The following is a 22,829-nucleotide window of genomic DNA, read 5'->3' as shown; positions in this document are numbered from 1 at the left end:
AAGTTATAAACTTTTGGGCACCCTCTTTATTTGTAGGCTAGTTTTTTAATTTGGTCCGTTGATTTCCGTTCCAGGCGCTTCGCTTTCCGCGGGAAGAATATGAAAAAGACCAGTTGCCGTCTTTTTCATAAGCAATTCTTCCTTGGGGCCGGCGTTGAGCCTCCTCATCGCTTTGCTCTTGCGGGGTCTCACCTGGCCGGCTGATCCCGCAGGACATTGATTGAGCTTCCTCGAAACTTCCCACGCACGAGGGAAATGCGTTAGCATTTTCGGTGGAGACTTCGCGCCTTCCACTCCAATCAACTCAGGATTCTATATTCATTTTTTGCGCAAAAAAAATACAAGAAAACCCCTCTTTTTTTAGGAAAAACTTTGGATATCACCTCATCTGACATGATGATACATAAAACAAGGTGATTGGCAGAAAATAGATTTGATTGAATAAACAGGATTAACAAACGATTTTTGGCCAGGTGTAATAGAGGGAGGGAAGAGCTTGTTCCATGCTGTATTGATCGCAGGTGGGGTCGCATTGGCGGTCGGAAGAGGGAAGTGGCAAAAGTGGAGAGAGTTTTTACCTACTTTTTATTACTGGGCCTTGTTTAGTTGTTTCTATGAGTATATTTCCTACATCGGAAATAAACACTTGTGGGAATTTGACAAGAACTTTATCAGTCTATTCGTCACGGAAACCCTATATACGTTTATTTTTTACCCAAGCATGATTGTTTTGTTCCTAGGCAGTTTTCCAGAAGAAAGAACTAGAAGGTTCTGGTATTACTTCAAGTGGATTTCTTTGTCGGTCATTATAGAGGCAATTGCACTCAAAATAGGAGCCATCAAATTCGCACACGGCTGGTCTATGGGCTGGGAATTATTTTTCTACAGCACGATGTACCCCATGCTCAGGCTTCACTATAGGAATCCTTTGATTGCGCTTATTCTTTCTATATTCTTTGTCTTGTTTTATTTAATGATCTTTAACTATCAACTTGTTTAAAGGAATATAGATCACTTGCTGATTGTTTGGCAGTTAAGGGAATACTTTCTAAAAATGTGTAAACCTTAATTAAAGCAAATATGAAATTTGAGGTGTAATGTGATTTGTCTTACTTTCAGGATAAAGAGCGAATATTCATCGTGTTTTCTCTGATTGTGATATCACTCTTCCTATCCCCCTATTTCATTTTAGGAGACGATGCCCATATCCGGGTACATGACAATCTTGATTCGAATTTGGCATGGTATAAGGTACTTGCTGAGAGTGGCCAGATTGACGGGTCATTACAATCCAGGATTCCTCAAATCATTAATGGACTGCCAAGAAATGCACTTGGAACTGAGTACAGCCTGATTGTGTGGTTATATGTATGGTTCCCGACGATGATTGCTTATGGAATAAGTCAGGCAATCACCAGATTTTTTGCCTTCATTGGAATGTACCTGGTTTTGAAGGATCACTTTATTAAGGGAAAAGATAAAAGCCTGATTCGGATCGGGACTGCACTTGCATTTGCCCTAACCCCTTTTTGGCCTTCAGGGATGCTTAGCACATTGGGTATGCCTCTGGCACTTTGGGCTTTATTGCATATAAGGAATGGAAGAGGTAAATGGTTGCATTATATTGTTCTAACGCTCTTGCCATTTTACTCAAGCATTGTTCTGGGTTTTTTCTTTTTCCTCAGTGCAATGGGTTTACTCTGGCTTAGTGATGTTATTCGCGGTAAAGGATGGAACTGGAGATTCTTCATAGCAATAGCTTATATGACCGCTGTTTACTTAATCACTGATTACAGACTGGTATACTCCTTTCTATTTGATGGTGAACCGAATAGCAGGGATGAATATTTTCATGCCCGACTGTCTTTCTGGCATTCTGTCAGACTTACCTTTAAAAATTTCTTGCTTGGACATACCCATGTAATGACTGTACATACACTTGTTATTTTGCCGGTCATATTTGCAGCGCTGTTTCTTATTTGGAAGCATAGGAAATGGGGGAAAGAGCGCATCTTTGTTTTCTTATTTGTGCTGAATTTCATTTTATCTGCCTGGTATGCCTTTTGGTTTTATAAAGGGTGGCTACCTTTAACGGGGAAATTCCATTTTCTTGATACATTTAATTTTGCCAGGTATCACTTTTTGCGTCCATTAATCCTGTATCTGTTGTTTGCGATCGGTCTGAAAATTCTATGGGATGAAAAAATATTGAGAAAAGCAGTCCCCTGGTTGGTAGCTGCGCAAATTTTATTACTGCTGTTTACAAATGAAGAGATTGTGCATCGCAAAAAGCCAAGTGTTAGGGAGTTTTATGCAGAGGAACAATTTAACGCAATTAAAAATCACATAGGAAAACCTCAAAATAGCTATCGTATTGCTAGTATAGGCTTACATCCAGCGGTAGCACAATTTAATGGTTTTTACACACTGGATACCTACAATAATTTTTATCCTTTGAGTTATAAGTATCAATTCAGGAAAATTATCGAAAAAGAACTAGTGAAAAATAAGCGGATCCGAATTTATTTTGATGAGTGGGGCGGACGATGTTATCTTTTTACTGATGAATTGGGAAAGCATTATTTATTTAAAAAAACATCCAAAAGAAGAATCGAAAATATTGATTTAAATCTAGAGCCATTTAAACAAATGGGGGGGCAATTTATCTTTTCTGCTGTTCCGATTGATAATGCATTGGAAAATAACCTGAAGCTCGATAAAGTCTTTACCTCAAAGGAAAGCGCCTGGAAAATTTACCTCTATGAAGCGTTATAACACCAAGGAGGCTAATCAATGAATATGCCGATCTTAACAATTATTGTTCCTTGTTTTAATGAGGAAGAAGTTTTGGAAGAGACTATTAATCAGTTAACAACAAAGCTTAGAGAACTGGTCACCGATAAAATGGTATCAGAAAAAAGCAAAATCTTATTCGTCGATGATGGCAGCAAGGATAGGACTTGGCACTTGATTTATAAGGCCAGTTTGAATAGCGAAATGGTAAAAGGACTAAAGTTATCAAGAAATGCAGGGCATCAAAATGCTCTGCTTGCCGGACTTTTTTCAGCAAAAGAAGCTTCTGATTGCATGGTTACCATTGATGCTGATCTGCAGGATGATATTCATGCCATTAACGACATGGTCATGAAGTTCAATGAGGGTTATGAAGTTGTTTATGGAGTGCGAAGCAGCAGGGAGTGTGACACATTATTCAAACGTTATACTGCAGAAGGTTTTTACAAGCTAATGGACAAGCTTGGAGTCAAACTAGTCTTCAACCATGCCGATTTTCGTTTGATGGGCAAGAGGGCGGTTGAAGAGTTGGTGCATTTTGCTGAAAGCAACATGTTCCTCCGTGGGATTGTCCCACTAATCGGTTTTAATTCAACCTCTGTTTACTATGAAAGAAAGGAAAGGCTTGCGGGGGAAACGAAGTATCCATTAAGAAAAATGCTGGCCTTTGCCTTTGATGGAATCACTTCATTTTCTGTTACACCGATAAGATTCGTCTTGCTTTTAGGGTGTATCTCATTTTTTGTAAGCCTTGTTTTCGGTCTATACTTTCTTACATTGAAGCTGTTCGGTAACACAGAACTTGGATGGACTTCGTTGATCACATCGATATGGCTGATAGGGGGACTGCAGCTAATTGCCCTGGGTTTAGTCGGTGAGTATATTGGCAAGATCTATAAAGAAACTAAGCGGAGGCCTAAGTATATTATCGATGTCGACCTCTTTAACCTGCCGGTATCTAGGAAATTGATGAACATGGAAGGGGCAGATTATGAGTCAATCGTTAAAAGTCGGAAGCTATCTGAGAATAACTAACCAGCTGGCTCAAAGAATTGTCGTGGTTTTTGCAAACTTTCCTCCTTTCTTGAAATTTCTCCTTGTCGGCGTACTGAATACCTTTATAGGAATGGGACTTATGCTGTTACTGAAAAATGGACTGGACTGGCCATTTTGGTATGCGACGTTCACCGGCAATGCTATAGGGGCTGCTGTTAGCTATCTATTGAATCGAACTCTTACATTTAATAGCAGGGTTCCCATTCAGGTTGGTGGACCAAAATTTATTTTAGTGGTTTTGGCATGTTATTTCCTTTCCTTCTCGGTCAGCCGAGTGATAACCAGGACAATGCATTCTAATACAGTTTTACATTTCTATGTGAATTCGGAGAATATTGCAATCCTTCTAGGGTCCATCATATACACGATTATGAACTATATAGGACAAAAATCCTTTGTTTTTAAGGATCAGATTCAAAGCAGCTCTTGAGGCTGCTTTTTTTATTGACTAAATGTCTAATTAAAGATAAAAATGAATGAGTGTGATTATTTTTTTAGTAGGGCGTTCGAAACATGGCAAGTACCCAACATATTAATTTAACTTCAAAAGGAGCAAGAACACTTCATGAACATTTGGGAATTATTTGTTGCATTTATACTAGGGTTAGTAGAGGGATTGACTGAATTTGCGCCTGTTTCGTCTACTGGTCATATGATTATTGTCGATGATTTGTTACTGCACTCTAAACAATTATTTACAGAACCTGTTGCCAACACCTTCAAAGTAGTCATTCAATTAGGATCTATATTAGCAGTGGTCATTGTTTTTAAGGAAAGATTCATTAACCTATTAGGTCTGAAAAAAGGTGTTTCGATCGAAGATTCCAAAGGGAGGCTAAGTCTGCCTAAGGTGATTGTTGGCTTAATTCCCGCCGGGTTGACAGGTGTGTTATTTGAGGACTATATTGACGAATATCTATTTTCGGTAGAAACAGTCATAATCGGATTAGTAGTCGGTGCATTTCTATTAATTCTCGCAGACCGCTTACAACCAAAACAACTTAAGACTGAAGATGTTGATCAAATCAGTTATAAACAAGCATTAGGAGTAGGTTTGTTCCAGTGTCTTGGTTTATGGCCCGGATTTTCCAGATCCGGCTCCACAATTGCCGGAGGTGTTCTACTTGGAATGAGCCACCGAGCAGCTGCCGATTTCACGTTCATTATGTCGGTTCCAATCATGCTTGGCGCCAGCAGCATTTCCCTCTTGAAAAATTGGGATTATTTCACGGTTGATGTTTTGCCATTTTTCACTGTGGGCTTTATTAGCGCGTTTGTCTTTGCTTTGATATTCATTAAGTTCTTTTTGAGGTTAATCAACAAAATTAAATTGGTGCCTTTTGCGATTTATCGAATCATATTGGCAGCTGTGATTTATTTTATTTTTCTTTAATTTGAAAAGGAAAAGGCCCGAGCCTTTTCCTTTTTTACGTTTACAAATATCCTTTACCAGCGGTGGGCCTTCGCGTTCCCTCTCGCGAGAATGGTATTCTTCGTGACCTGCGTCTGGCCATTCACTTGAGAATTTAATCGCTTGCGCCTTGTCCAAGTGTGGTGGAAAAGTTCTGAGTGCGGATCCAAATGATCTTTGTAACTCATACTATCACCTCAGGAGTGGATTTTTGAAACGTCTGATATTCGTAAGAACATCACTAATAGCGTTTGTATTATCAAATAGCAATATACATCAGAGAAATTGAATGAAACAATTAAATCTTTTTTTTGCTTTTTTTGTAACTTTTTACAATTTTCATCGTATTAATCTTTGTGAAGGAATGATATATAAACTTTTTGATGAAATGAGGAGATTCTATGTCGCAATTTGCCCTTGAGGTAAAGGCGTTAACAAAGACAATTGGCAAAAAAACAATTGTGGATGATGTGAGTTTTCAAGTTGAACGGGGTGAAATATTCGGACTCTTGGGCCCTAATGGTGCAGGGAAAACAACAATTATCCGAATGATTGTTAGTCTGATTAATCGTACAGGAGGAACTGTGCTAATAAATGGACATGATTTGGATGAGTCCTTTACAGAAGCAATGAATGAATTGGGAGCAATTGTGGAAAACCCGGAATTCTATAAATACCTAAGTGGATATAAAAATCTCAGACATTACGCTCGTATGGCATTAAGCGATATTACTGAAGAACGGATTAACGAAGTGACCGAGCTGGTAGGTCTTGAAAATGCAATCAATGATAAAGTTCGTACATATTCGTTAGGGATGCGCCAACGTCTGGGGGTTGCACAAGCTATCTTACATAAGCCTTCTATTCTTATACTTGATGAACCAACAAATGGACTTGATCCTCAAGGAATTCGTGAATTCCGTGATTATTTACGCTTGCTGGCAAGCCAGGGAACATCTGTGTTAGTCTCATCACACTTATTATCAGAAATGCAGCTTATGTGCGATCGATTTGCGATTATTGAAAAAGGGAAACTTATCCATATATCCTCCATGCATGATAATGAAACATCAGAGGCTAAACAGGTTAAGACGATAGAAGTGGAAGTTTCCAATCCCGCACTCGCTTCCAAGCTTCTAACAGAACACCTGACGGATGTGAAAGTGACTTCGAGTAAAGGCACGCGTCTTACCTTATCCGTTAGAAAAGAACAAATTCCAATAATCAATAAACTATTCGTTGAACATGAAATAGATGTTTTTGAAATATTAAATGTAAAGGCAACGCTGGAAGACCGCTTCTTGGAAATCACAAATAAAGATAAAAAGGAGCAAATGGTATGATTCCTTTAATACAAAATGAATTAATGAAAATTTTTGGCAAAATGGCCAGCTGGATATATATGGTCGTTATCGTACTGGCAGTTTTAATCGCAGGTATTATTTATTCCAAATTCAGTGCAGATCCTAACCCTAATTGGAAACAGGATACACAAAATGAAATTACCATGCTTGAAAACCAGATGGCATCTGCTTCCGGTGATGAAAAGAAAATGATTCAAAACCAAATCGAGCAGACACAAGAGTTTTTGGATCAAAACATTAATCCTCATGCAAAAACAAACTGGCATTTTATGAATGATGTCGTTGTAGGTGTAAGCTCACTTGTCACCTTGTTTGTAGTGGTTGTCGGCAGTGCCAATGTGGCAGCAGAATTCTCAGACGGAACGATCAAGCAGCTATTGATCCGTCCGCACCAAAGATGGCGAATCCTGCTGTCAAAGTACATAGCTGTCATAATTTATGCATTATTACTGGTACTGACATTGATTGTATCTGGCTATATAATTGGATTGCTCCTATTTGGCAGTGGTGATTTCAATATGAAGATGTTTGAAATCACGCTGGAAGGAAGAAAAGTCGCGATTGTTGGAACACAATTCTTTTTGAAAATGCTTTATTTCATTCCAAGCCTTCTCATCATCATGACGATTGCTTTTATGCTGTCAACATTGTTTAAAAGCCAGGCTCTTGCAGTCGGAATAGGTATCTTTGTCCTTTTCTTTTCGTCGACACTAGGTGGGATTATCCTGATGCTTGCTGACAAATATACTTGGGCGAAATTTTTGATATTCCCACATTTAGATTTGACAGTCTATGCTCTTCAAGATAGGATTCTTGAAAATATAACATTGCCAGTATCACTTTCAATACTTGCCGTATATTACGCAATATTCATGATGCTCACGTTTTTCTTTTTCCAAAAGAGGGATATCAGTATTTAAGCAGAATAAATGTAAGAACGGTCCTCGGGCCGTTCTATTTTATTTGAATAAAGGAAGGGGAAAGGTATGGTGAATCCTCTATTATTGGAGTTTCCAACTGAGTTTGAAACGGACCGCCTTTTGATTAGGATGCCTCTGCCAGGTGATGGCGCTGTCACCTGTGAATCAATCAATGCATCTTTAAAGGAGCTTCAGCCGTGGATGCCATTTGCTCAAAAAGAACAATCTGTTGAAGAAACGGAAATTGTGATCAGACAGGGGTATGTAAATTTTTTAAATCGTTCAGACCTGAGATTACTTGTATTTAAGAAAGACACAGGGGAATTTGTCGCCTCATCTGGTTTACATAGAATTAATTGGGACGTCCCCAAGTTCGAAATCGGTTATTGGATCGACACTCGATACAGTGGCCAGGGATATATGACAGAAGCTGTACAGGGAATAACGGACTTTGCCGTTAGGGAGCTCAAAGCCCGAAGGATTGAAATTCGCTGTGATTCACTAAATATTAAAAGCAAGGCGATTCCCGAAAAATTAGGTTTTGCACTCGATGGCATACTAAAGAATGATTCAGTTTCAGTTGACGGTAACCTAAGGGATACTTGTATTTATTCTAAAGTATTCTAAAGATGCAATTTGTTAATAGGCAATATCTTTTGGTAGTTGATTACAAAGGGCATTACAACAAGTCCTGCCGTGTTCGGACAAAGTGGCCTTGTGCTTTAGAGAATTTGTCCGAAGTCCTGCCGTGTTCGGACAAAATGACGGTGTGCTTCTGTGAATTTGTCCGAAGTTATGCCGTGTTCGGACAAAATGGCGATGTGATTTAGAGAATTTGTCCGAAGTCATGCTGTGTTCGGACAAAGTGACGGTGTGATTTAGAGAATTTGTCCGAAGTCCTGCCGTGTTCGGACAAAATGACGATGTGCTTCTGTGAATTTGTCCGAAGTCATGCCGTGTTCGGACAAAATGACGGTGTGCTTTAGAGAATTTGTCCGAAGTCATGCCGTGTTCGGACAAAGTGACGGTGTGCTTCTGTGAATTTGTCCGAAGTCATGCTGTGTTCGGACAAAGTGACGGTGTGATTTAGAGAATTTGTCCGAAGTCCTGCCGTGTTCGGACAAAGTGACCTTGTGCTTTAGAGAATTTGTCCGAAGTCATGCCGTGTTCGGACAAAATGACGGTGTGCTTCTGTGAATTTGTCCGAAGTCAAGCCGTGTTCGGACAAAATGGCGATGTGCTATAGAGAATTTGTCCGAAGTCATGCTAAGTTCGGACAAAGTGACGGTGTGCTTTTGTGAATTTGTCCGAAGTCAAGTCTGTTGGGACAAAATGGCGATGTGCTATAGAGAATTTGTCCGAAGTCATCCTGTGTTCGGACAAAATGACGGTGTGCTTTAGAGAATTTGTCCGAAGTCCTGTCGTGTTCGGACAAAGTGGCAATGTGCTTTTGTGAATTTGTCCGAAGTCATGCCTCCTTTGTTTTCCAAGCAAAAAGTGAGCAGCCAATTAGGCTGCTCACACTACTTTTATTCTCCTTGCCACTCTCTAAGTTTATCGATTACTTTGTCGCCGACCTTACCGGCGTCTTCCTGCATTTGTTCAAATACTTTTTTCCATTTTGGCGCTTCTTCTTTCAGTTTTTCCTCAACCTGGCCAGCGCGCTCTTTTAATTCTACCTCCAGTTCATTTGCTTTTTCCCTGATTGCTTTTTCTGTTTCTTCATAATCCACAATGGCACCAGACTGCCTTTCGTTGATTGACTGGACCTTGAATTCTTCCTGCTCGATGTGGGGCACTGTTTCTTCCATGATCGCCCTGAACAGCGGCACTACATCCTTTGAACTGCTGCTGGATAAATAATGTTTGCGGTCAGTTTTATCATAACCAAGCCATACTGCCCCGACGATGTTAGGTGTATATCCTACAAACCATTGGTCTTTTGTTCCATTGATATCTGCGAATGGCAGCTGAGTGGACCCAGTCTTTCCTGCAATCTCGACACCCTCAATATTTGTCCCTTTACCTGTACCCGTTTCAACAACATTCAATAACATTGACGTCATTTCATTTGCCACTGATTTGGAAGTAACGCGTGTTGTTGAGCCGTCATGCTCTGCAATCACCTTGCCAGTGGGACCGACAATTTTCGTGATTACATGGGCGTCATGACGCTTCCCGCCATTTGGGAATACAGAATATGCTTCAGCCATCTTGAGTGGAGAAATTCCGTTGTACATTCCTCCCAGGGCAAGTGCCAGATTCTGGTCTTCTTTTTCTACTTTGATTCCAAATCTTCTTACAGCATCAATTCCTTTATTCAAGCCTATTTCATTTAAGAGCCAAACTGCAGGAATATTAATTGATTTTTCAACGGCCTCATACATTGGAACTTCTCCCTGATAAGTATCAGAGAAGTTTTTCGGACTATAATTTTTAAAAGAAATCTTCTTATCAACAAGCATGGAATCATACTTATAGCCTTCTTCTAATGCCGGTGTGTAAACGGCCAGAGGTTTCATGGTTGATCCTGGCTGAGCCCTGAGGTGGGTTGCCCGGTTGAATCCTCTGAACACTTTTTCGCCACGTCCACCAGACAATGCACGGACGCCACCATTTTCCGGATCAAGCAGTACAGATCCACTCTGTACTAAAACATCACTGGCTCGATCTGGGAATAGATAATCCTGTCGGTACACTTTTTCCAGGCCGGATTGTATGTCCTGGTCCAGTTCAGTATAGATGCGATAGCCTCTTGTCATGATTTCATCCTGGGTAAGCCCGTATTTACTTGTCGCTTCATCCAAAACAGCATCGACATAAGAAGGATATTTGCGATCGGCGAGAGATCCGCCTCCATCTTCCAATACAATCTTTTGAGATTTTGCTTGTTTATATTCAATATCCGATATCATCCCTAGTTCGTTCATTTTAGATAAAACAACATTTCTGCGTTTGATGGCAGCATCGTAATTATTATAAGGATCCAGGGCAGAAGGTGCTTTCAGCAGACCGGCAAGCATTGCAGCTTCACTGATTGTTACATTCTGAATATCCTTTGCGAAATACTTTTTACTTGCGTTGTTTATACCAAATGCACCACTGCCGAAATACACTTGATTCAGGTACATTTCTATGATTTCGTCCTTTTCATACACCTTTTCAAGCTCGACTGCTAAAAATAATTCTTCTGCTTTACGTTTGTAAGTCCGTTCTGAAGATAACAGAGCATTTTTAGTCAGCTGCTGGGTAAGGGTACTGCCGCCTCCGGTAATGCCTCCAGCTAAAAGGTTTCCAAAGAAAGCACGCGCGATACCTTTAATATCGAATCCGTTATGTTCATAAAATCGTTCATCCTCAATCGCAATAACGGCATTTGGGACATGCTCTGGCATATCTTTTATTGATACTCCACCGGTACGGTTGGTAGCAAGTTTGCTTGCTTCGTCTCCGTTGCGATCATAAATCGTGGTTGCCTGACTCAATCCATCCTTCAGGGTCTGGACATTTGCCCTACTGGCGATAAAAGCGAACCAAAGAATTGACAGCAATATGAAAACCAATAAGATTAATAACAGAATTTGAGTCAGGTGGCGCCGTTTCCAAAATCGAACAACAGCCTCCCAAAATCGTTGCAGTAATTGCATATGATTTCTCCTTTTAATTGAATCTTTTCAGTGTATATCCAAGCTGTTAAAATTAGGTCTTCACTAATTTACCTTCCATTATATATGATTTGCTGTATTTCAGGAAAGTTGAAGCCATTCACCTGGCGCCCGACGGCATATGATTGGATTAAGCTTGAAAAGTCGATGAGATAATTTTCTAGCTAACAGGGTTAGAGAGTTCAAGTGTGGTGCGTCTATAAATTGATGCTCTTGGTATAAATGAAATAAATACAACAAAACTAACTAAAGGATTTCTTACAATTGGAGGAGACTAATGAAACTTTTAGAGGAAACGTTAATTCTCTTAGGCAGGGTGGTTACAATTCTGCCGTTGATGTTGTTTGCGACTTTGTTTATGGGGAGACGCTCAATAGGAGAGTTGCCTATTTTTGACTTTTTAATATTATTGGCTTTTGGTGCGGTCGTTGGGGCGGATATTGCCGACCCGAAGATTCCTCATATACATACCGGAATTGCCATTATTTTAATAGCACTGCTTCAGAAACTGGTAGCCTACCTGAAGATAAAAAGCAGAAAAATAGGGCGTATACTCACCTTCGAACCAATCACGGTCATTCATGAGGGGAAATTCATTGTGGAAAACTTGCGTAAAACACAGTATTCAATCGATAATATTTTGTTAATGTTGAGAGAGAAAGATATTTTTAATGTTCAGGATGTAAGAATAGGAATCCTCGAAGGTAACGGAAATTTAAGTGTAATGAAAAGAACAGAAAAAGCGACAGTCACTCTTGAGGATATGAATTTAACCAGGACTGGCGACGATTTGGCAATGCCATTAATTATTGACGGTAAATTGTACAAAAAAGTTCTCTTCCTGCTGAACACAGATGAGAAGTGGCTGATGGATAGATTAGCAGAGGAGTCAGTTCATAATTTGAAGGATGTATTTTTTGCTTCGATCACAGAAGGGAAATCCCTGCAAATCACCTTGAGGAAACAATCAGCCAGAAACATACCGCCAATTTATCATTAAACCAAGCTCTATTCTTAATTTGTTTGTTTGAGCATCCAGATTGCATTCCTGATCGGAAGTCAGCTCGAATAGCTATGGAACCTGTTGAAACGGGGATGAAAAGGATCTATGTAAAAAAAGTCTGGACTGGTGATTATTTGCAATAAAAAATAGTGTTGTTAGAATACAAAAGACGTGGATGTGGATCCGCGCCTTTTGTATTTTAAAACGCGATATTAAATGTTTGCTCGTTAAAGACGTCAGCTTCATTTTGGTTGAACACTTTGCTTGTCGTAATCTTTATAGACTTTATATCAGGATTCTCAAGAATAACTCCGATATTTCCAGCTTTCTTTTCTCCCGGAACAATCATTCCATTCAATTCCTCTAGATAAATATCTGCTTCCCAGGTTATCTTTTCTCCAGTGTCAGTCTCAATTAAGGCTACTGGAGCAAGGTTCAATACTTGATCTGACTTGTTTTCTAATTCTAAAAAGATTTTAACAAAAGTAAATTGTTCCTCATGTGTATAGTTGTGAAAAAAGTCGATCAAGCTGTAGTCAGGGTGATACTTGATTAGTTTGGCTTCCTTTACAACCATTTCAATAGGGCCTGCAGCAACTTTTTGATTCAATTTTTTGTAGCTGATTAATTCGGCGGAACCTTTTTCATCTCTAAAAGTTTCACCAACATTAAGCAATGTTCGATCATCTGTAACCTGTGGGTTTGGTACATATTCAATCATTGATTTACGAGGAGGGGGAGAGTTTTCCTTTTTCTCTTTCAGGACCGGTTCTTCCTTTACAGCTGAAGGATTAGAACTTCCTTCGACACTGCACCCAATTAGTGAAGAAATTAGTACTATCATTAAAATTAAGTTTCTCATTTTGCACCTTCCAGCAGTTGATAAACAGACTTACCGCTGCCTGAGAGACAGCGGATGGAGTGAATTTTCTTACTTATCTTCAATTATAATTTCTTTATTCCCATTTTGCAGAAGGCTGAAGACATGTTTCGCAAGGTCTGTGTTTTCAATTTTTCCAGCTAGAGCTTCACGTGTTGGACCAAACGCATAGACGTTTACATCTTCACCGGTGTGGCCGCTGGTAGTCCAGCCTGTATGTGAACGCTGGTTGAAGATTTCTTCAATAGCATTATCGATGTCTGTGACATCTCCTCCTTCAGCTGCAGCTTTGACTGAATTTATTTCTTCAGTAGTCAATTCTAAATCAATGAAGTTAGATAGCGTATCTTCGACAACAGCACCGTTTGCAATTTCAGCTGCCATGAAATCCGGTGTGCGCTTAGCTGCTTTAATTGGTTCAGGGAACCAGTTATAAATTCCATCAGCCCCAATTGAATAACCCCCAGTAGAATGGTCAGCAGTCGCAATTACAAGAGTATGCTTATCCTTTTTCGCAAAATCAATCGCAGCCTTGAATGCTTTTTCATAGTCTTCCATTTCACTCATTGCACCAACTATATCATTATCGTGTCCTGCCCAGTCAATCTGGCTTCCCTCGACCATCAAGAAGAAGCCGTCTTTATCTTTGTTTAATCTTTCAATCGCCGACTTGGTCATTTCTTCAAGAGATGGGATATCTTCTGTACGGTCTATCATCTTAGGAAGACCACGAGGTGCGAACAATCCCAGGATTTTCTCGTTGTTATCGCTTTTTAGCTGTTCTTTAGTAGAAGCGAAGCTATAGCCGTCTTTTTGGAATTCTTCAATTAGGTTACGGTCGTTACGATGGAATAGTTCAGTACCACCACCTAAAAGTACGTCGACCTTGTGTTCACCGTTAATTAACTCATCGTAGTAGTCCTCTGCAATTGCATTCATGTTTTTACGGCTCTCATCATGCGCACCAAAAGAAGCAGGAGTAGCATGGGTAATTTCAGAAGTAGCGACCAGTCCGGTGGCTTTACCTTTTTCCTTGGCCGATTCCAACACGGTTTTCACTTCGGATTTATCGTTATCGACTCCAATTGCCGCGTTATAAGTTTTAATACCTGAGGACATTGCAGTTGCTGAAGATGCAGAATCTGTAATGTTTTCATCAGGATCTTCCGCATAAGTCGACTGCTGGCCAACAAGGTACTTATCGAACTCGGTTCCTTCTGCCAGTTTAGTATTTGGGTCGTCTTTTAGGTAACGGTAAGCAGATGTATAAGATACACCCATACCATCTCCAATCATGAAAATGACGTTCTTGATTTTTGCATTATTCTGTTTAGGTGATTCTTTTGCGTCAGCTGTAAAAGCTCCCGAAAGACCTCCAATAGCGAGAGATGAAACGACAGCAAATGGAATCAATTTTTTCTTAAAGTTAGTATTCATGTCCATTTTCCCTCCAATTACTAGTATACAAGCTTATTATAATTATATTTTTGGAAGATTTCTGCTTTTGAGAAATAGTGGGATTCCCACAAGTAAAACGAGAATGTGAGCTTCGGAGCAGGAGGAATCGGATTGGTATAACTATTGGGTTATATAACGAAGGATCTAGAAGGGGAAATATAGTTAGAAGGAATCAAGAAATCATACTATCTTTAAAGATATAGACAAAGCGTGCCAAAAGATGTGTTTTTAGGCAGGAAGTATAAGGAAGAAAAAATAGATGGACAAAAGATTCGCATTCTATTGTGGTTTTACCCTGTCAGGAGTAAGATGTAAGAGGTGAAGATTGAAAGGAGTTGGTATCTTTGGGTTATTCAAAAGAACCTGATCCCGATAGGTGCGGGGAAGTCGATCATCTATTAGATTTGATACAATTGAATGCTGCAAGACTATCAACTCTGAAAAAAGGTAGTTGGCTTCCTCGATAAATGAAGAGGAGGTTGGTCAAATGCTGGAAATCTATAAAAGCAGTGAAGAAAGACATTTAACACGTGTAGAAGAAATCTCAAAAGGCACCTGGGTAAATATGGTGCATCCTACTGAAGAGGAAATTATAAAGGTTGCAAGTGAAACAGGAATTGCACTGGATTTCATAAAGGATGCCCTGGATGATGAAGAGAGACCAAGAATTGAAAAGGAAGACGGTATTGTCTATATAATCGTTGACTATCCATACATCACCCATGATGAATCTGGCTTTCCGATTTATGAAACCATACCAGTAGGAATTATCCAGACACCGAATTGCATTATAACGGTTTCTCTAAAAGAGACACCTGTATTGAATGAATTCAAGACAAACAGAGTCAAGGAATTTTATACTTTTAAGAAAACGAGATTTGCCCTGCAAATTCTTTATGTTATATCAATCTATTATTTGCGGTACCTGAAACAAATCAATAAAAAGACAAATGAGATTGAACGTGAGCTTCATCAATCGATGAAAAACAAAGAGTTATATGCATTTCTCGCTTTGGAGAAAAGCCTGGTTTACTTCACGACCTCTTTAAAATCCAATAAAGTTGTCCTTGCGAAGATCATGCGATTCAATTATTTGAAAATGTATGAGGAAGACAAGGATTTGCTGGAGGATGTCATTATCGAAAATACCCAGGCCATCGAAATGGCCGAGACGTATAGTTCGATTTTAAGCGGTATGATGGACGCTTTCGCCTCTATCATTTCCAATAATCTTAATATGGTAATGAAATTCCTCACATCCATTACAATCATTCTGTCATTTCCGACTATGGTGGCAAGCTTCTATGGAATGAACGTGGATCTCCCATTTCAGCACAATCCTTTTGCGTTTTTTCTGGCAATGAGTATGGCCGTGTTATTGGCTGGGTTAACTGCATTCATTTTCTGGAAAAAGAAATATTTCTAACTGAACGTCTGGACATCTGTCCGGGCGTTTTTTAGTCTAAATTCTGCATTTATACATATTTATGGAATAACAGAGATTGTACTTGCAAATTGGTATGCAAAAGGGTGATTGAATGGCTGGAATATTGGTCAATATTTATAAAAAGGTGCTGTCAGGTTTTATTATATTAATTTGCACACTCAGTTTTTTTCTGATAGCCGGATTCATTTCATCTTCGAACATCAGCTTTTTTAAATTCAAAGTAAACGGAGAAATTGGTGCAGAGGTATTCTTAAGGATCATCAGTTACGAGAATCCCTTGATTGGACATGCATTGACAGGGTCAAATGCTGATTTGCCGATTCTTTCTGCAGGATTCAAATTGTTAACAAATGTTGAGATAAATGATATCAGGAGTCTGATCCGAAGTGAAATTCCAGGTTTCATGGCTTTTGATTCAAACTTCCTTATTGCAGAGGAAGGTGTTGATTTCACGGATATCCCGATTGAATCTGCACCTCCAATGGAAGTTCTGTTGCAGGAAAGAAATATGGCAGCGAATGAACTAAAGGAGCTGAACAGCGGAAAAGTATATTCAGGTTCTTCGCCAACAGAAAAATCAGTGTTCATCTATCATACTCACAGCTGGGAATCGTACTTGCCCTTGTTAGGACTGGAGGGAGCAGAGAATGAAAATGAGGCTGTTGATGGCAAAACAAATATCACCATTGTAGGTGACTTGTTAGGTCAAGAGTTGGAAAAAAGGGGAATTGGAGCAAGCGTGGATAAGACTAATATTGGCCAAGAGCTGGATAGAAAAGGCTGGCTCACACACAAGTCTTATGAGATTTCACGGTCACTGGTTAAAAATGCCATGGCAGGAAATAAGAAGTTAGAGTACTTTATTGACCTGCATCGGGATTCAGTCAGAAAGGATTCAACAACAGCCACCATTAATAACGAGCCTTATGCCAGATTGGTTTTTGTCATTGGGGAGGAGAATAAGAAATTCCAGCAGAACCTGAAGTTTGCAAATGAACTTCATAAGATCCTGAATAAAAATTATCCAGGGATCAGTAAGGGAGTTTTGCCTAAAAAAGGAATCGGCGTTGATGGGATATATAATCAAGATTTGCACGCAAACACATTGGTAGTTGAGGTTGGCGGTGTCGACAACAATATGAAGGAATTAAAGAATACAATAGAAGCGTTAGCGGACGCGATCAGTCAGATTTATTGGGAGGCAGAAGAGGTAAATGGCTGAAACTCGTGAAAAGTATTTCTGGCTGATGTGGACAATTGCTACTACGATGTTATCGTACTTTTATTTCCCGTTGACGTTTGCGTTTGCCTTTTTCTTGTCAGGCATTATCATAAGCAGTAAATGCCTGGTTGAAGACTTTATAAACCATCAGGAAGATGATGAAAAGCAAAACGAAAAAAACCATTGATGCATGACTTCAATGGTTTTTTTGCTTCAGAGGATTAGCAAGTATTAATTTTACTTCGAGAAATGTCCAGCTCCAGCGCCTAACCCCTCGAGTCGCTTGTCCAGTTTCGCCTCCTAGAAACTCCGAAACTTCAACTCCGCCGGCAGAAGCAAAAAGCGCTTCTTTGTCGGAGTCTCCAGTTTCTGCGTTTCTGAACAGTCGGCTATACTTTTCGATTTCAGGCCTGCCAATGAAGTCAAAGAACGACTTCACCGGTCGGCCCTCCGAGGCACCCGATGTGCTAGACCCGCCAGCCACAGGACGTGGCGTTTTTAGGCGGGCAGCGCTTGTCGGGGCTGACCAAGGCGCTTCCGCTTTTCTTATTTAAACCAACCTTTTTTCCTGAACCAGAAGAACATGGTCATCCCTATGACAAACATGGCGAACAATGCTCCAAAATAACCAAATTTCCAGGACAGTTCAGGCATATTCTCAAAATTCATTCCGTAAATTCCCGCTATGAAGGTGAGTGGCATGAAAATGGTTGTGATTACGGTAAGTACTTTCATTACTCGATTCGTTTCATGTGAATTGATTGACAAATAGCTGTCACGCATATCAGTGGTCAGTTCACGGCTCGCATCCACCTTTTCAGCTAACCGTAATAAATGGTCATGAATGTCCGCGAAATATTCTTTTTGTTCAAGTACTCCAGAAAGACGATGGGAATTAATCATCCTGTATACCAAATCCCTCATCGGAGTGATGGTATGCCTTAACGAGAGCAATTCATGCCTTGTATCGAATAAATCTTCGAGCAGTTCATCCATCGAGCGGTCGGCTGAATTCTCATCAATTTCATTCAATATGTCCTCAATTCGATATACATGAGGGAAATAATTATCGACTATCTTATCTAAAACATGATAGAGGACGATGGATGGGTTCCATTCCCCTGGCGACTTCGAAAGTTCTAATCTCTTCCACACATCGTCAATTTCACGCATGCTGACGCTATGGTAGGTAACGATATAGTTATCTCCAAGAAATAGGTCAACCTCCTCCTTTTGCATAGAATCTACATTCAGAGCCTGGAAAACAAAAAAATGATAATCATCATAATAATCGAGTTTGGGTCTTTGAAGAGTATGGATACAATCTTCAATAGATAAAGGGTGAAATTCCAAGGGTGTTTTTAATAATTCGATCTCTTCATTTGTCGGCTCATTGAAGTCAATCCAATGCCAATGACCACTGTCTGACACCAATGAGTCTATACCTCGACCAGTCTGGATATCCCCATAAGGACTAACAGAAATTGTACGTATCATAAATTCTCCCAAAAAACGTTTTTTAGGCTATTTTAGTTAATTCGATTGGTGTATTCTCAGTAATACATTCCTCCAATGATTTATATAACCTATTATTATTATATTAGCAAAGATGGACAGGAATCAAAGCAGAACCCATGAGAATGGTATTTGGGAGTCAGAAAGCTGCTTCAAATGAACAAAATGATGGGTGATTAACAGTATTGCTATAATAAGGCTCAATAGCAATTTTCACAAAATTTCATCCTAGCGTTGCCAATAGTTATGCTCAGAATACAAAAACAGGATTGATCAGGAGATGAGAAGGAATGCTGCATCATGTTGAAATCAATGTATCCGATTTAAATAAGGCAATAGAATTTTGGGGCTGGTTTTTAAGCGAATTAAAATATGAAGTATATCAAAAATGGGACAGCGGCATCAGTTGGAAATTTAAAAAGACTTATATAGTATTCGTCCAAACTGAAGAAAGGTTCCTTCAAGCAGGATATCACCGCTCGCAAGTTGGTTTGAATCATCTTGCTTTTTATGCAGATTCACGGCAACATGTGGATCAAATGACAGAGAAACTAAGAGAAAGAGATATCCCTATCCTCTATCAAGACAGACACCCTTTTGCTGGAGGGGAACATCACTATGCGGTGTTTTTCGAGGGTCCGGATCGTTTGAAAGTTGAATTGGTTGCACCTGATTGACAGCGGATAATTTTTTTCCAAGTGTAACTTCCTGATTTAAGGGGAAAAGTATTTTACTTTTGTAAATTAGGAGGCACTGGAAAAAGTTATGACAGAAGCTTTTTTGGGAATTGTCATCTCTGCGATGGCAACAGGTTTAGGAGCAATTCCAGTTTTATTTCTAAATAATGTCTCACCCCGGTTGAAGTCTTTGCTTTTGGGTTATGCTTCAGGAATTATGATGGCGGCAACAACCTTCAGCTTGATACCAGAGTCATTGAAATCATCAGATATTGGGGTACTATCCATCGGAATGTTATTAGGGACGTTTGCCTTGAATTTCATTCATTCAAAGACTGAGGACCTCGACACAAGTGACTTTAAATTTTTATCAGGTGTTGATCGAAAAACATTAGTCATCATTACAGCTATTACTCTCCATAATTTACCCGAGGGGCTCTCGGTCGGGGTGAGTTATGGAGCGGATGAAGAAAACCTTGGAGCTATAATTGCCTTTGCAATTGGCCTGCAGAATGCGCCAGAAGGATTCCTGGTTGGGCTTTATTTAATCCATCAGAAAATGTCTAAAGTGAAGGCACTAATGATTGCTACTTTTACAGGGGCAGTAGAAATAATAACAGCTGCAATTGGATATTTTCTAGCTGCAGAAGTAGCAGGGCTTGTCCCATACGGATTGAGTTTTGCGGCAGGTGCAATGCTTTTTGTCATCTATAAGGAACTTATTCCAGAAAGCCAGGAAGATCATCAAGTTAAATTCCCGACGTACTCCTTTATACTTGGCTTGATTTCAATGCTTTATCTTACTATACATTTCGGTTAGACATAAAGACCAGGGTTATTGGCCTTTTCCCTTGCCGTCATTCAGGTTTAATTTTGTTACGAATATATTAAAAAGTCTTGGGTAAAGACAAAGAGAGTCTGGTATTCTAAAGGTATACATAGTTAGGAGGGATCAGTATGGGAGAATGCAATATTGACCACAGCAAAAAGGATGTTCAGGAGAAATACCAATCACAGAAGGAATTTCTTCCGCAGGACATTCACCCGTTATTCACCCGTTTTTTTGAGGAAGAACATACTCAGGACATATTGAATGAAGTATTTCACTTGCTAAAGAAGTATGACCTTGCTGCAGAAGAAGAAAGAAGCGAACGTGACAACAAATTAAAATTAGTTTTAAAGAACGTATAATAATATGCAAAGGGGCCAAGTGCTCCTTTTTTTTATTCGAGAAAGCTTGTTCAATAAGCCAACCTTCAAGAAACTAAGAAGAACGGCCCTTCGAATAACTGATATTTACAGAAGATTCTTTGTTTATTTCTTGTGAAAAAATCTTATTGCCAGCAAAAACCAGAAGGAGTAAAATTAGGTGGATATTTCGATATCCAAAATAATTTGAATGATTCGAAAGAAGAGGAATGTATGGAAAGTCCTTCACAGATAACTAAGAGGAATGAAAAGAATAGCATTATAAATGGTGTCGCTTCTACTATTGTTGTGAGTATGAGCAACAACTATTTTGCCTTATTTGCAATTGGTGTTCTCGGTGCTACGAATTATCAAGTTGGATTAATTAGTTCTCTGCCTCAAATAATTGGTATGTTCGCAATGATTCTTGGTACCGTGATCATGAGCAGACTGCAGGAAAAAAAGAGGTTCACTGGCCTCTCGATTTTTTTCACTCGTTTATTTTTGCTGGGGATGTTTTTGGTCGTTTATCTTCCTGAAGAATACAGGGCCTGGACCTTTGTATTACTGATCGGTCTCATGAATCTTCCCGGTTCATTCGCAATGCTTAGCTGGCAGTCATTTATCGGTGATCTTATTTCAGACAGCCGCAGAAGCGGTTTCTTCAGTGAAAGGAACAGGATACTGACCATTGCTGGTATGATTACGACATTATTGATTGGAATTGGTCTTCAATGGTTTGACAAAACCAATCCTCTGCCATATCAAATCCTCTTCATTTTAGCATTTCTATTTGGTATTGCAGAAGTGTTTTATTTAAATAGACATATAGAACCGAAAAAAGACATCCTACCAGATAAGAGAAGGTACAATTTTGGTTGGGACGCTTATAAACATAAACCGTTTATTTATTTCTTGATTTGCGGTTTGTTTTTCAACTTTGCCTGGCAGCTAGCCTGGCCTCTGTTCAATATTTACAACATCAAAGTCGCTCATATGACTGGTTTCTGGATCAGCATTATAACTGTGGCGAATCAGGTTGGTCAGATTATAAGCTTCAAGTGGTGGGGACGGATGGCTGATAAGCACAGCAATGGAAAAATGCTGGCAGTTACTGCGGTCGGGATGGCATCAGCGCCGTTCCTGACAATTCTTTCAAAAAATATGTATTACCTAACCTTCGTCAATTTTACTTCCGGCCTTTTTGTTTCTGGGACCGTTCTTTTGTTGTTTAATCAGCTTCTTGAAGTGACGAAGGAGGAAAACCGGGGAAGTTTTATCGCGCAATATAACATACTTTTAGCAATTATAGGCTTTATTGCACCACAGGTTGGCGTGTATTTGCTTCAGTTAAGTTCAATTGAAACAGCTATGAATCTTGCAGCTGTTTTACGATTGTTCTCAGGAGCTGTATTTTTACTATTCTATTTTTATATGAAAAAACTGTACTTTAGCAGGAACAAGGTCGAAATCCAAAGACCATAACTGCTCAAATACAAAAAAGTATATGTCAACTGACCCTTGGGAATTCTTATAAAGGAATTTATCGTCCTTATATCGAATAAACTCTACTAATATTGTTAGACAGGTTGTGTTGACATGAATATTTTCAGTTATTTGTTAATTTCATATCTTCTTGGCAGCTTAATGGCTGGCTATTTCGTTGTTAAGTTACTCGGGAGAAAGGATATAAGAGTAGAGGGAAGCGGCAACGTAGGGGCGCGGAATGCCGGCCGGGTACATGGAAGAGGATCATTCATTTTGACCTTTCTTGGTGATGCGCTAAAAGGTGCAATTGTAATCTTTATCGGTGAATATTTTAAACTGTCTCCTGAGTTACTATTAGGTGGATTGGGATTTGCAATCCTTGGCCATGTTAAGCCGATTACCTTAAAATTTAAAGGGGGTATGGGAATCTCTACATTTATCGGAGGGATGCTCGCCTTTGAACCGTTAACAGCTTTTGTCATCATTTTTGGTTTCCTTTTGCTCTATCCCATTTTGAAAAGTTTTACCTTTGCTGGTCTAGGTTCCTTTATTTTGATTCCTCTGAGCTTTTATTTCTTTGGGTTCCAGCCTTTTGTCAACCTTATTACAGGCGTACTCGTAATGATTATAATATTCATTCACCGTGAGGATATTTCCGAAAGATTAGGTAAAAGAGGGGAAAAATAAAAAGGGCGGAACAATTCAGACAACCTATTCCTTCTGCTGAATATATTATTTATAG

General features: G+C 39.4%; 24 protein-coding genes. 17 read left to right on the top strand and 7 right to left on the bottom strand.

Features of this window, described 5'->3' with window-relative positions:
• Positions 1–45: 45 nt before the first annotated feature.
• Entirely contained in the window at positions 46–267 is a 222-nt protein-coding gene (locus J7E32_RS12120) for a hypothetical protein (protein WP_214907609.1), read from the bottom strand.
• A 229-nt stretch (positions 268–496) separates the two neighbouring features.
• Between J7E32_RS12120 and J7E32_RS12115 the strand changes: the two genes are divergently transcribed.
• The 5 genes from J7E32_RS12115 (at position 497) to J7E32_RS12095 (ending at position 5,242) form a co-directional block, all read left to right on the top strand.
• Positions 497–1,000 (top strand): CBO0543 family protein, encoded by a 504-nt coding sequence (locus tag J7E32_RS12115; protein ID WP_214907607.1) that lies wholly within the window; start codon positions 497–499, stop codon positions 998–1,000.
• A 104-nt stretch (positions 1,001–1,104) separates the two neighbouring features.
• The gene (locus J7E32_RS12110) at positions 1,105–2,775 is read left to right on the top strand and encodes a DUF6044 family protein (protein WP_214907605.1); all 1,671 of its coding nucleotides are present in this window, start codon (positions 1,105–1,107) and stop codon (positions 2,773–2,775) included.
• An 18-nt stretch (positions 2,776–2,793) separates the two neighbouring features.
• Positions 2,794–3,828 (top strand): glycosyltransferase family 2 protein, encoded by a 1,035-nt coding sequence (locus J7E32_RS12105; RefSeq protein WP_214907603.1) that lies wholly within the window; start codon positions 2,794–2,796, stop codon positions 3,826–3,828.
• On the top strand, positions 3,785–4,279 hold the full coding sequence (locus J7E32_RS12100; protein WP_214907602.1) for a GtrA family protein: 495 nt from the start codon (positions 3,785–3,787) through the stop codon (positions 4,277–4,279). Before J7E32_RS12105 ends, J7E32_RS12100 begins: the two co-directional genes overlap by 44 nt.
• Positions 4,280–4,414: 135 nt before the next feature.
• Positions 4,415–5,242 (top strand): undecaprenyl-diphosphate phosphatase, encoded by an 828-nt coding sequence (locus tag J7E32_RS12095; protein WP_214907600.1) that lies wholly within the window; start codon positions 4,415–4,417, stop codon positions 5,240–5,242.
• Between the two features lie 53 nt (positions 5,243–5,295).
• On the opposite strand, the gene J7E32_RS12090 is transcribed toward J7E32_RS12095, so the two are convergent.
• Positions 5,296–5,448 carry a YpzG family protein gene (locus tag J7E32_RS12090; protein WP_081742094.1) on the bottom strand — a complete coding sequence of 51 codons (153 nt, stop codon included), beginning with the start codon at positions 5,446–5,448 and terminating at the stop codon, positions 5,296–5,298.
• 213 nt (positions 5,449–5,661) lie between these two features.
• Here J7E32_RS12090 and J7E32_RS12085 point away from each other — a divergent pair, with 213 nt between their 5' ends.
• The 3 genes from J7E32_RS12085 to J7E32_RS12075 all read left to right on the top strand — a co-directional run bounded on the left by J7E32_RS12085 (position 5,662) and on the right by J7E32_RS12075 (position 8,171).
• On the top strand, positions 5,662–6,603 hold the full coding sequence (locus J7E32_RS12085; RefSeq protein ID WP_214907598.1) for an ABC transporter ATP-binding protein: 942 nt from the start codon (positions 5,662–5,664) through the stop codon (positions 6,601–6,603).
• On the top strand, positions 6,600–7,544 hold the full coding sequence (locus J7E32_RS12080; RefSeq protein WP_214907595.1) for an ABC transporter permease: 945 nt from the start codon (positions 6,600–6,602) through the stop codon (positions 7,542–7,544). Before J7E32_RS12085 ends, J7E32_RS12080 begins: the two co-directional genes overlap by 4 nt.
• A 69-nt stretch (positions 7,545–7,613) precedes the next feature.
• A complete protein-coding gene (locus tag J7E32_RS12075; RefSeq protein ID WP_214907736.1) occupies positions 7,614–8,171 on the top strand; it encodes a GNAT family N-acetyltransferase in 558 nt (185 codons plus the stop codon).
• A gap of 902 nt (positions 8,172–9,073) precedes the next feature.
• On the opposite strand, the gene J7E32_RS12070 is transcribed toward J7E32_RS12075, so the two are convergent.
• A complete protein-coding gene (locus tag J7E32_RS12070; protein ID WP_214907594.1) occupies positions 9,074–11,191 on the bottom strand; it encodes a transglycosylase domain-containing protein in 2,118 nt (705 codons plus the stop codon).
• Between the two features lie 295 nt (positions 11,192–11,486).
• Between J7E32_RS12070 and J7E32_RS12065 the strand changes: the two genes are divergently transcribed.
• Positions 11,487–12,209 carry a DUF421 domain-containing protein gene (locus J7E32_RS12065; protein WP_214907592.1) on the top strand — a complete coding sequence of 241 codons (723 nt, stop codon included), beginning with the start codon at positions 11,487–11,489 and terminating at the stop codon, positions 12,207–12,209.
• A gap of 202 nt (positions 12,210–12,411) precedes the next feature.
• Here the strand turns inward: J7E32_RS12065 and J7E32_RS12060 are convergent, their stop codons facing one another.
• On the bottom strand, positions 12,412–13,056 hold the full coding sequence (locus J7E32_RS12060; RefSeq protein ID WP_286183076.1) for a hypothetical protein: 645 nt from the start codon (positions 13,054–13,056) through the stop codon (positions 12,412–12,414).
• An 87-nt stretch (positions 13,057–13,143) separates the two neighbouring features.
• Positions 13,144–14,529 carry an alkaline phosphatase gene (locus tag J7E32_RS12055; protein WP_214907589.1) on the bottom strand — a complete coding sequence of 462 codons (1,386 nt, stop codon included), beginning with the start codon at positions 14,527–14,529 and terminating at the stop codon, positions 13,144–13,146.
• 508 nt (positions 14,530–15,037) lie between these two features.
• On the opposite strand from J7E32_RS12055, the gene J7E32_RS12050 reads away from it, so the two are divergent.
• The 3 genes from J7E32_RS12050 (at position 15,038) to J7E32_RS12040 (ending at position 17,406) form a co-directional block, all read left to right on the top strand.
• A complete protein-coding gene (locus tag J7E32_RS12050; protein ID WP_214907587.1) occupies positions 15,038–15,976 on the top strand; it encodes a magnesium transporter CorA family protein in 939 nt (312 codons plus the stop codon).
• Between the two features lie 112 nt (positions 15,977–16,088).
• Positions 16,089–17,219, top strand: coding sequence for a stage II sporulation protein P (gene spoIIP / locus J7E32_RS12045; protein ID WP_214907585.1), 1,131 nt, complete (start codon positions 16,089–16,091; stop codon positions 17,217–17,219).
• On the top strand, positions 17,212–17,406 hold the full coding sequence (locus tag J7E32_RS12040; protein WP_214907583.1) for a hypothetical protein: 195 nt from the start codon (positions 17,212–17,214) through the stop codon (positions 17,404–17,406). Before spoIIP ends, J7E32_RS12040 begins: the two co-directional genes overlap by 8 nt.
• Positions 17,407–17,415: 9 nt before the next feature.
• On the opposite strand, the gene J7E32_RS12035 is transcribed toward J7E32_RS12040, so the two are convergent.
• Both J7E32_RS12035 and corA read right to left on the bottom strand, forming a co-directional pair.
• On the bottom strand, positions 17,416–17,658 hold the full coding sequence (locus J7E32_RS12035) for a hypothetical protein (RefSeq protein WP_214907581.1): 243 nt from the start codon (positions 17,656–17,658) through the stop codon (positions 17,416–17,418).
• A gap of 107 nt (positions 17,659–17,765) precedes the next feature.
• Positions 17,766–18,716 carry a magnesium/cobalt transporter CorA gene (gene corA, locus J7E32_RS12030; protein WP_214907579.1) on the bottom strand — a complete coding sequence of 317 codons (951 nt, stop codon included), beginning with the start codon at positions 18,714–18,716 and terminating at the stop codon, positions 17,766–17,768.
• A 308-nt stretch (positions 18,717–19,024) separates the two neighbouring features.
• Between corA and J7E32_RS12025 the strand changes: the two genes are divergently transcribed.
• The 5 genes from J7E32_RS12025 to J7E32_RS12005 all read left to right on the top strand — a co-directional run bounded on the left by J7E32_RS12025 (position 19,025) and on the right by J7E32_RS12005 (position 22,774).
• Positions 19,025–19,411 carry a VOC family protein gene (locus J7E32_RS12025; RefSeq protein WP_214907577.1) on the top strand — a complete coding sequence of 129 codons (387 nt, stop codon included), beginning with the start codon at positions 19,025–19,027 and terminating at the stop codon, positions 19,409–19,411.
• A gap of 88 nt (positions 19,412–19,499) precedes the next feature.
• Entirely contained in the window at positions 19,500–20,231 is a 732-nt protein-coding gene (locus tag J7E32_RS12020; RefSeq protein WP_214907575.1) for a ZIP family metal transporter, read from the top strand.
• A 137-nt stretch (positions 20,232–20,368) separates the two neighbouring features.
• Positions 20,369–20,602 carry a group-specific protein gene (locus J7E32_RS12015; protein WP_214907573.1) on the top strand — a complete coding sequence of 78 codons (234 nt, stop codon included), beginning with the start codon at positions 20,369–20,371 and terminating at the stop codon, positions 20,600–20,602.
• Positions 20,603–20,734: 132 nt separating this feature from the next.
• On the top strand, positions 20,735–22,084 hold the full coding sequence (locus tag J7E32_RS12010; RefSeq protein ID WP_353654042.1) for an MFS transporter: 1,350 nt from the start codon (positions 20,735–20,737) through the stop codon (positions 22,082–22,084).
• A 114-nt stretch (positions 22,085–22,198) separates the two neighbouring features.
• Positions 22,199–22,774 carry a glycerol-3-phosphate acyltransferase gene (locus tag J7E32_RS12005; protein ID WP_214907571.1) on the top strand — a complete coding sequence of 192 codons (576 nt, stop codon included), beginning with the start codon at positions 22,199–22,201 and terminating at the stop codon, positions 22,772–22,774.
• The last annotated feature ends 55 nt before the right edge of the window (positions 22,775–22,829 follow it).

Origin of the sequence: Bacillus sp. ISL-55, assembly GCF_018613155.1 — a bacterium.
In the GTDB taxonomy this organism is placed as follows: Bacteria; Bacillota; Bacilli; order Bacillales; family Cytobacillaceae; genus Mesobacillus.
Note: the sequence above shows the minus strand (reverse complement) of the source record. Positions and strands in the feature narration are given on the sequence as shown.

Bases quoted from the DNA above. Each gene is read 5' to 3' on its own strand.
- J7E32_RS12020 (WP_214907575.1), top strand. From the start codon at position 19,500: ATGACAGAAGCTTTTTTGGGAATTGTCATCTCTGCGATGGCAACAGGT.
- J7E32_RS12005 (WP_214907571.1), top strand. From the start codon at position 22,199: ATGAATATTTTCAGTTATTTGTTAATTTCATATCTTCTTGGCAGCTTA.
- corA (WP_214907579.1), bottom strand. From the start codon at position 18,716: ATGATACGTACAATTTCTGTTAGTCCTTATGGGGATATCCAGACTGGT.
- J7E32_RS12050 (WP_214907587.1), top strand. From the start codon at position 15,038: ATGCTGGAAATCTATAAAAGCAGTGAAGAAAGACATTTAACACGTGTA.
- J7E32_RS12085 (WP_214907598.1), top strand. From the start codon at position 5,662: ATGTCGCAATTTGCCCTTGAGGTAAAGGCGTTAACAAAGACAATTGGC.
- J7E32_RS12060 (WP_286183076.1), bottom strand. From the start codon at position 13,056: ATGATAGTACTAATTTCTTCACTAATTGGGTGCAGTGTCGAAGGAAGT.
- J7E32_RS12120 (WP_214907609.1), bottom strand. From the start codon at position 267: ATGCTAACGCATTTCCCTCGTGCGTGGGAAGTTTCGAGGAAGCTCAAT.
- J7E32_RS12040 (WP_214907583.1), top strand. From the start codon at position 17,212: ATGGCTGAAACTCGTGAAAAGTATTTCTGGCTGATGTGGACAATTGCT.
- J7E32_RS12105 (WP_214907603.1), top strand. From the start codon at position 2,794: ATGAATATGCCGATCTTAACAATTATTGTTCCTTGTTTTAATGAGGAA.
- J7E32_RS12070 (WP_214907594.1), bottom strand. From the start codon at position 11,191: ATGCAATTACTGCAACGATTTTGGGAGGCTGTTGTTCGATTTTGGAAA.
- J7E32_RS12090 (WP_081742094.1), bottom strand. From the start codon at position 5,448: ATGAGTTACAAAGATCATTTGGATCCGCACTCAGAACTTTTCCACCAC.
- spoIIP (WP_214907585.1), top strand. From the start codon at position 16,089: ATGGCTGGAATATTGGTCAATATTTATAAAAAGGTGCTGTCAGGTTTT.
- J7E32_RS12055 (WP_214907589.1), bottom strand. From the start codon at position 14,529: ATGAATACTAACTTTAAGAAAAAATTGATTCCATTTGCTGTCGTTTCA.
- J7E32_RS12015 (WP_214907573.1), top strand. From the start codon at position 20,369: ATGGGAGAATGCAATATTGACCACAGCAAAAAGGATGTTCAGGAGAAA.
- J7E32_RS12065 (WP_214907592.1), top strand. From the start codon at position 11,487: ATGAAACTTTTAGAGGAAACGTTAATTCTCTTAGGCAGGGTGGTTACA.
- J7E32_RS12025 (WP_214907577.1), top strand. From the start codon at position 19,025: ATGCTGCATCATGTTGAAATCAATGTATCCGATTTAAATAAGGCAATA.
- J7E32_RS12100 (WP_214907602.1), top strand. From the start codon at position 3,785: ATGAGTCAATCGTTAAAAGTCGGAAGCTATCTGAGAATAACTAACCAG.
- J7E32_RS12095 (WP_214907600.1), top strand. From the start codon at position 4,415: ATGAACATTTGGGAATTATTTGTTGCATTTATACTAGGGTTAGTAGAG.
- J7E32_RS12080 (WP_214907595.1), top strand. From the start codon at position 6,600: ATGATTCCTTTAATACAAAATGAATTAATGAAAATTTTTGGCAAAATG.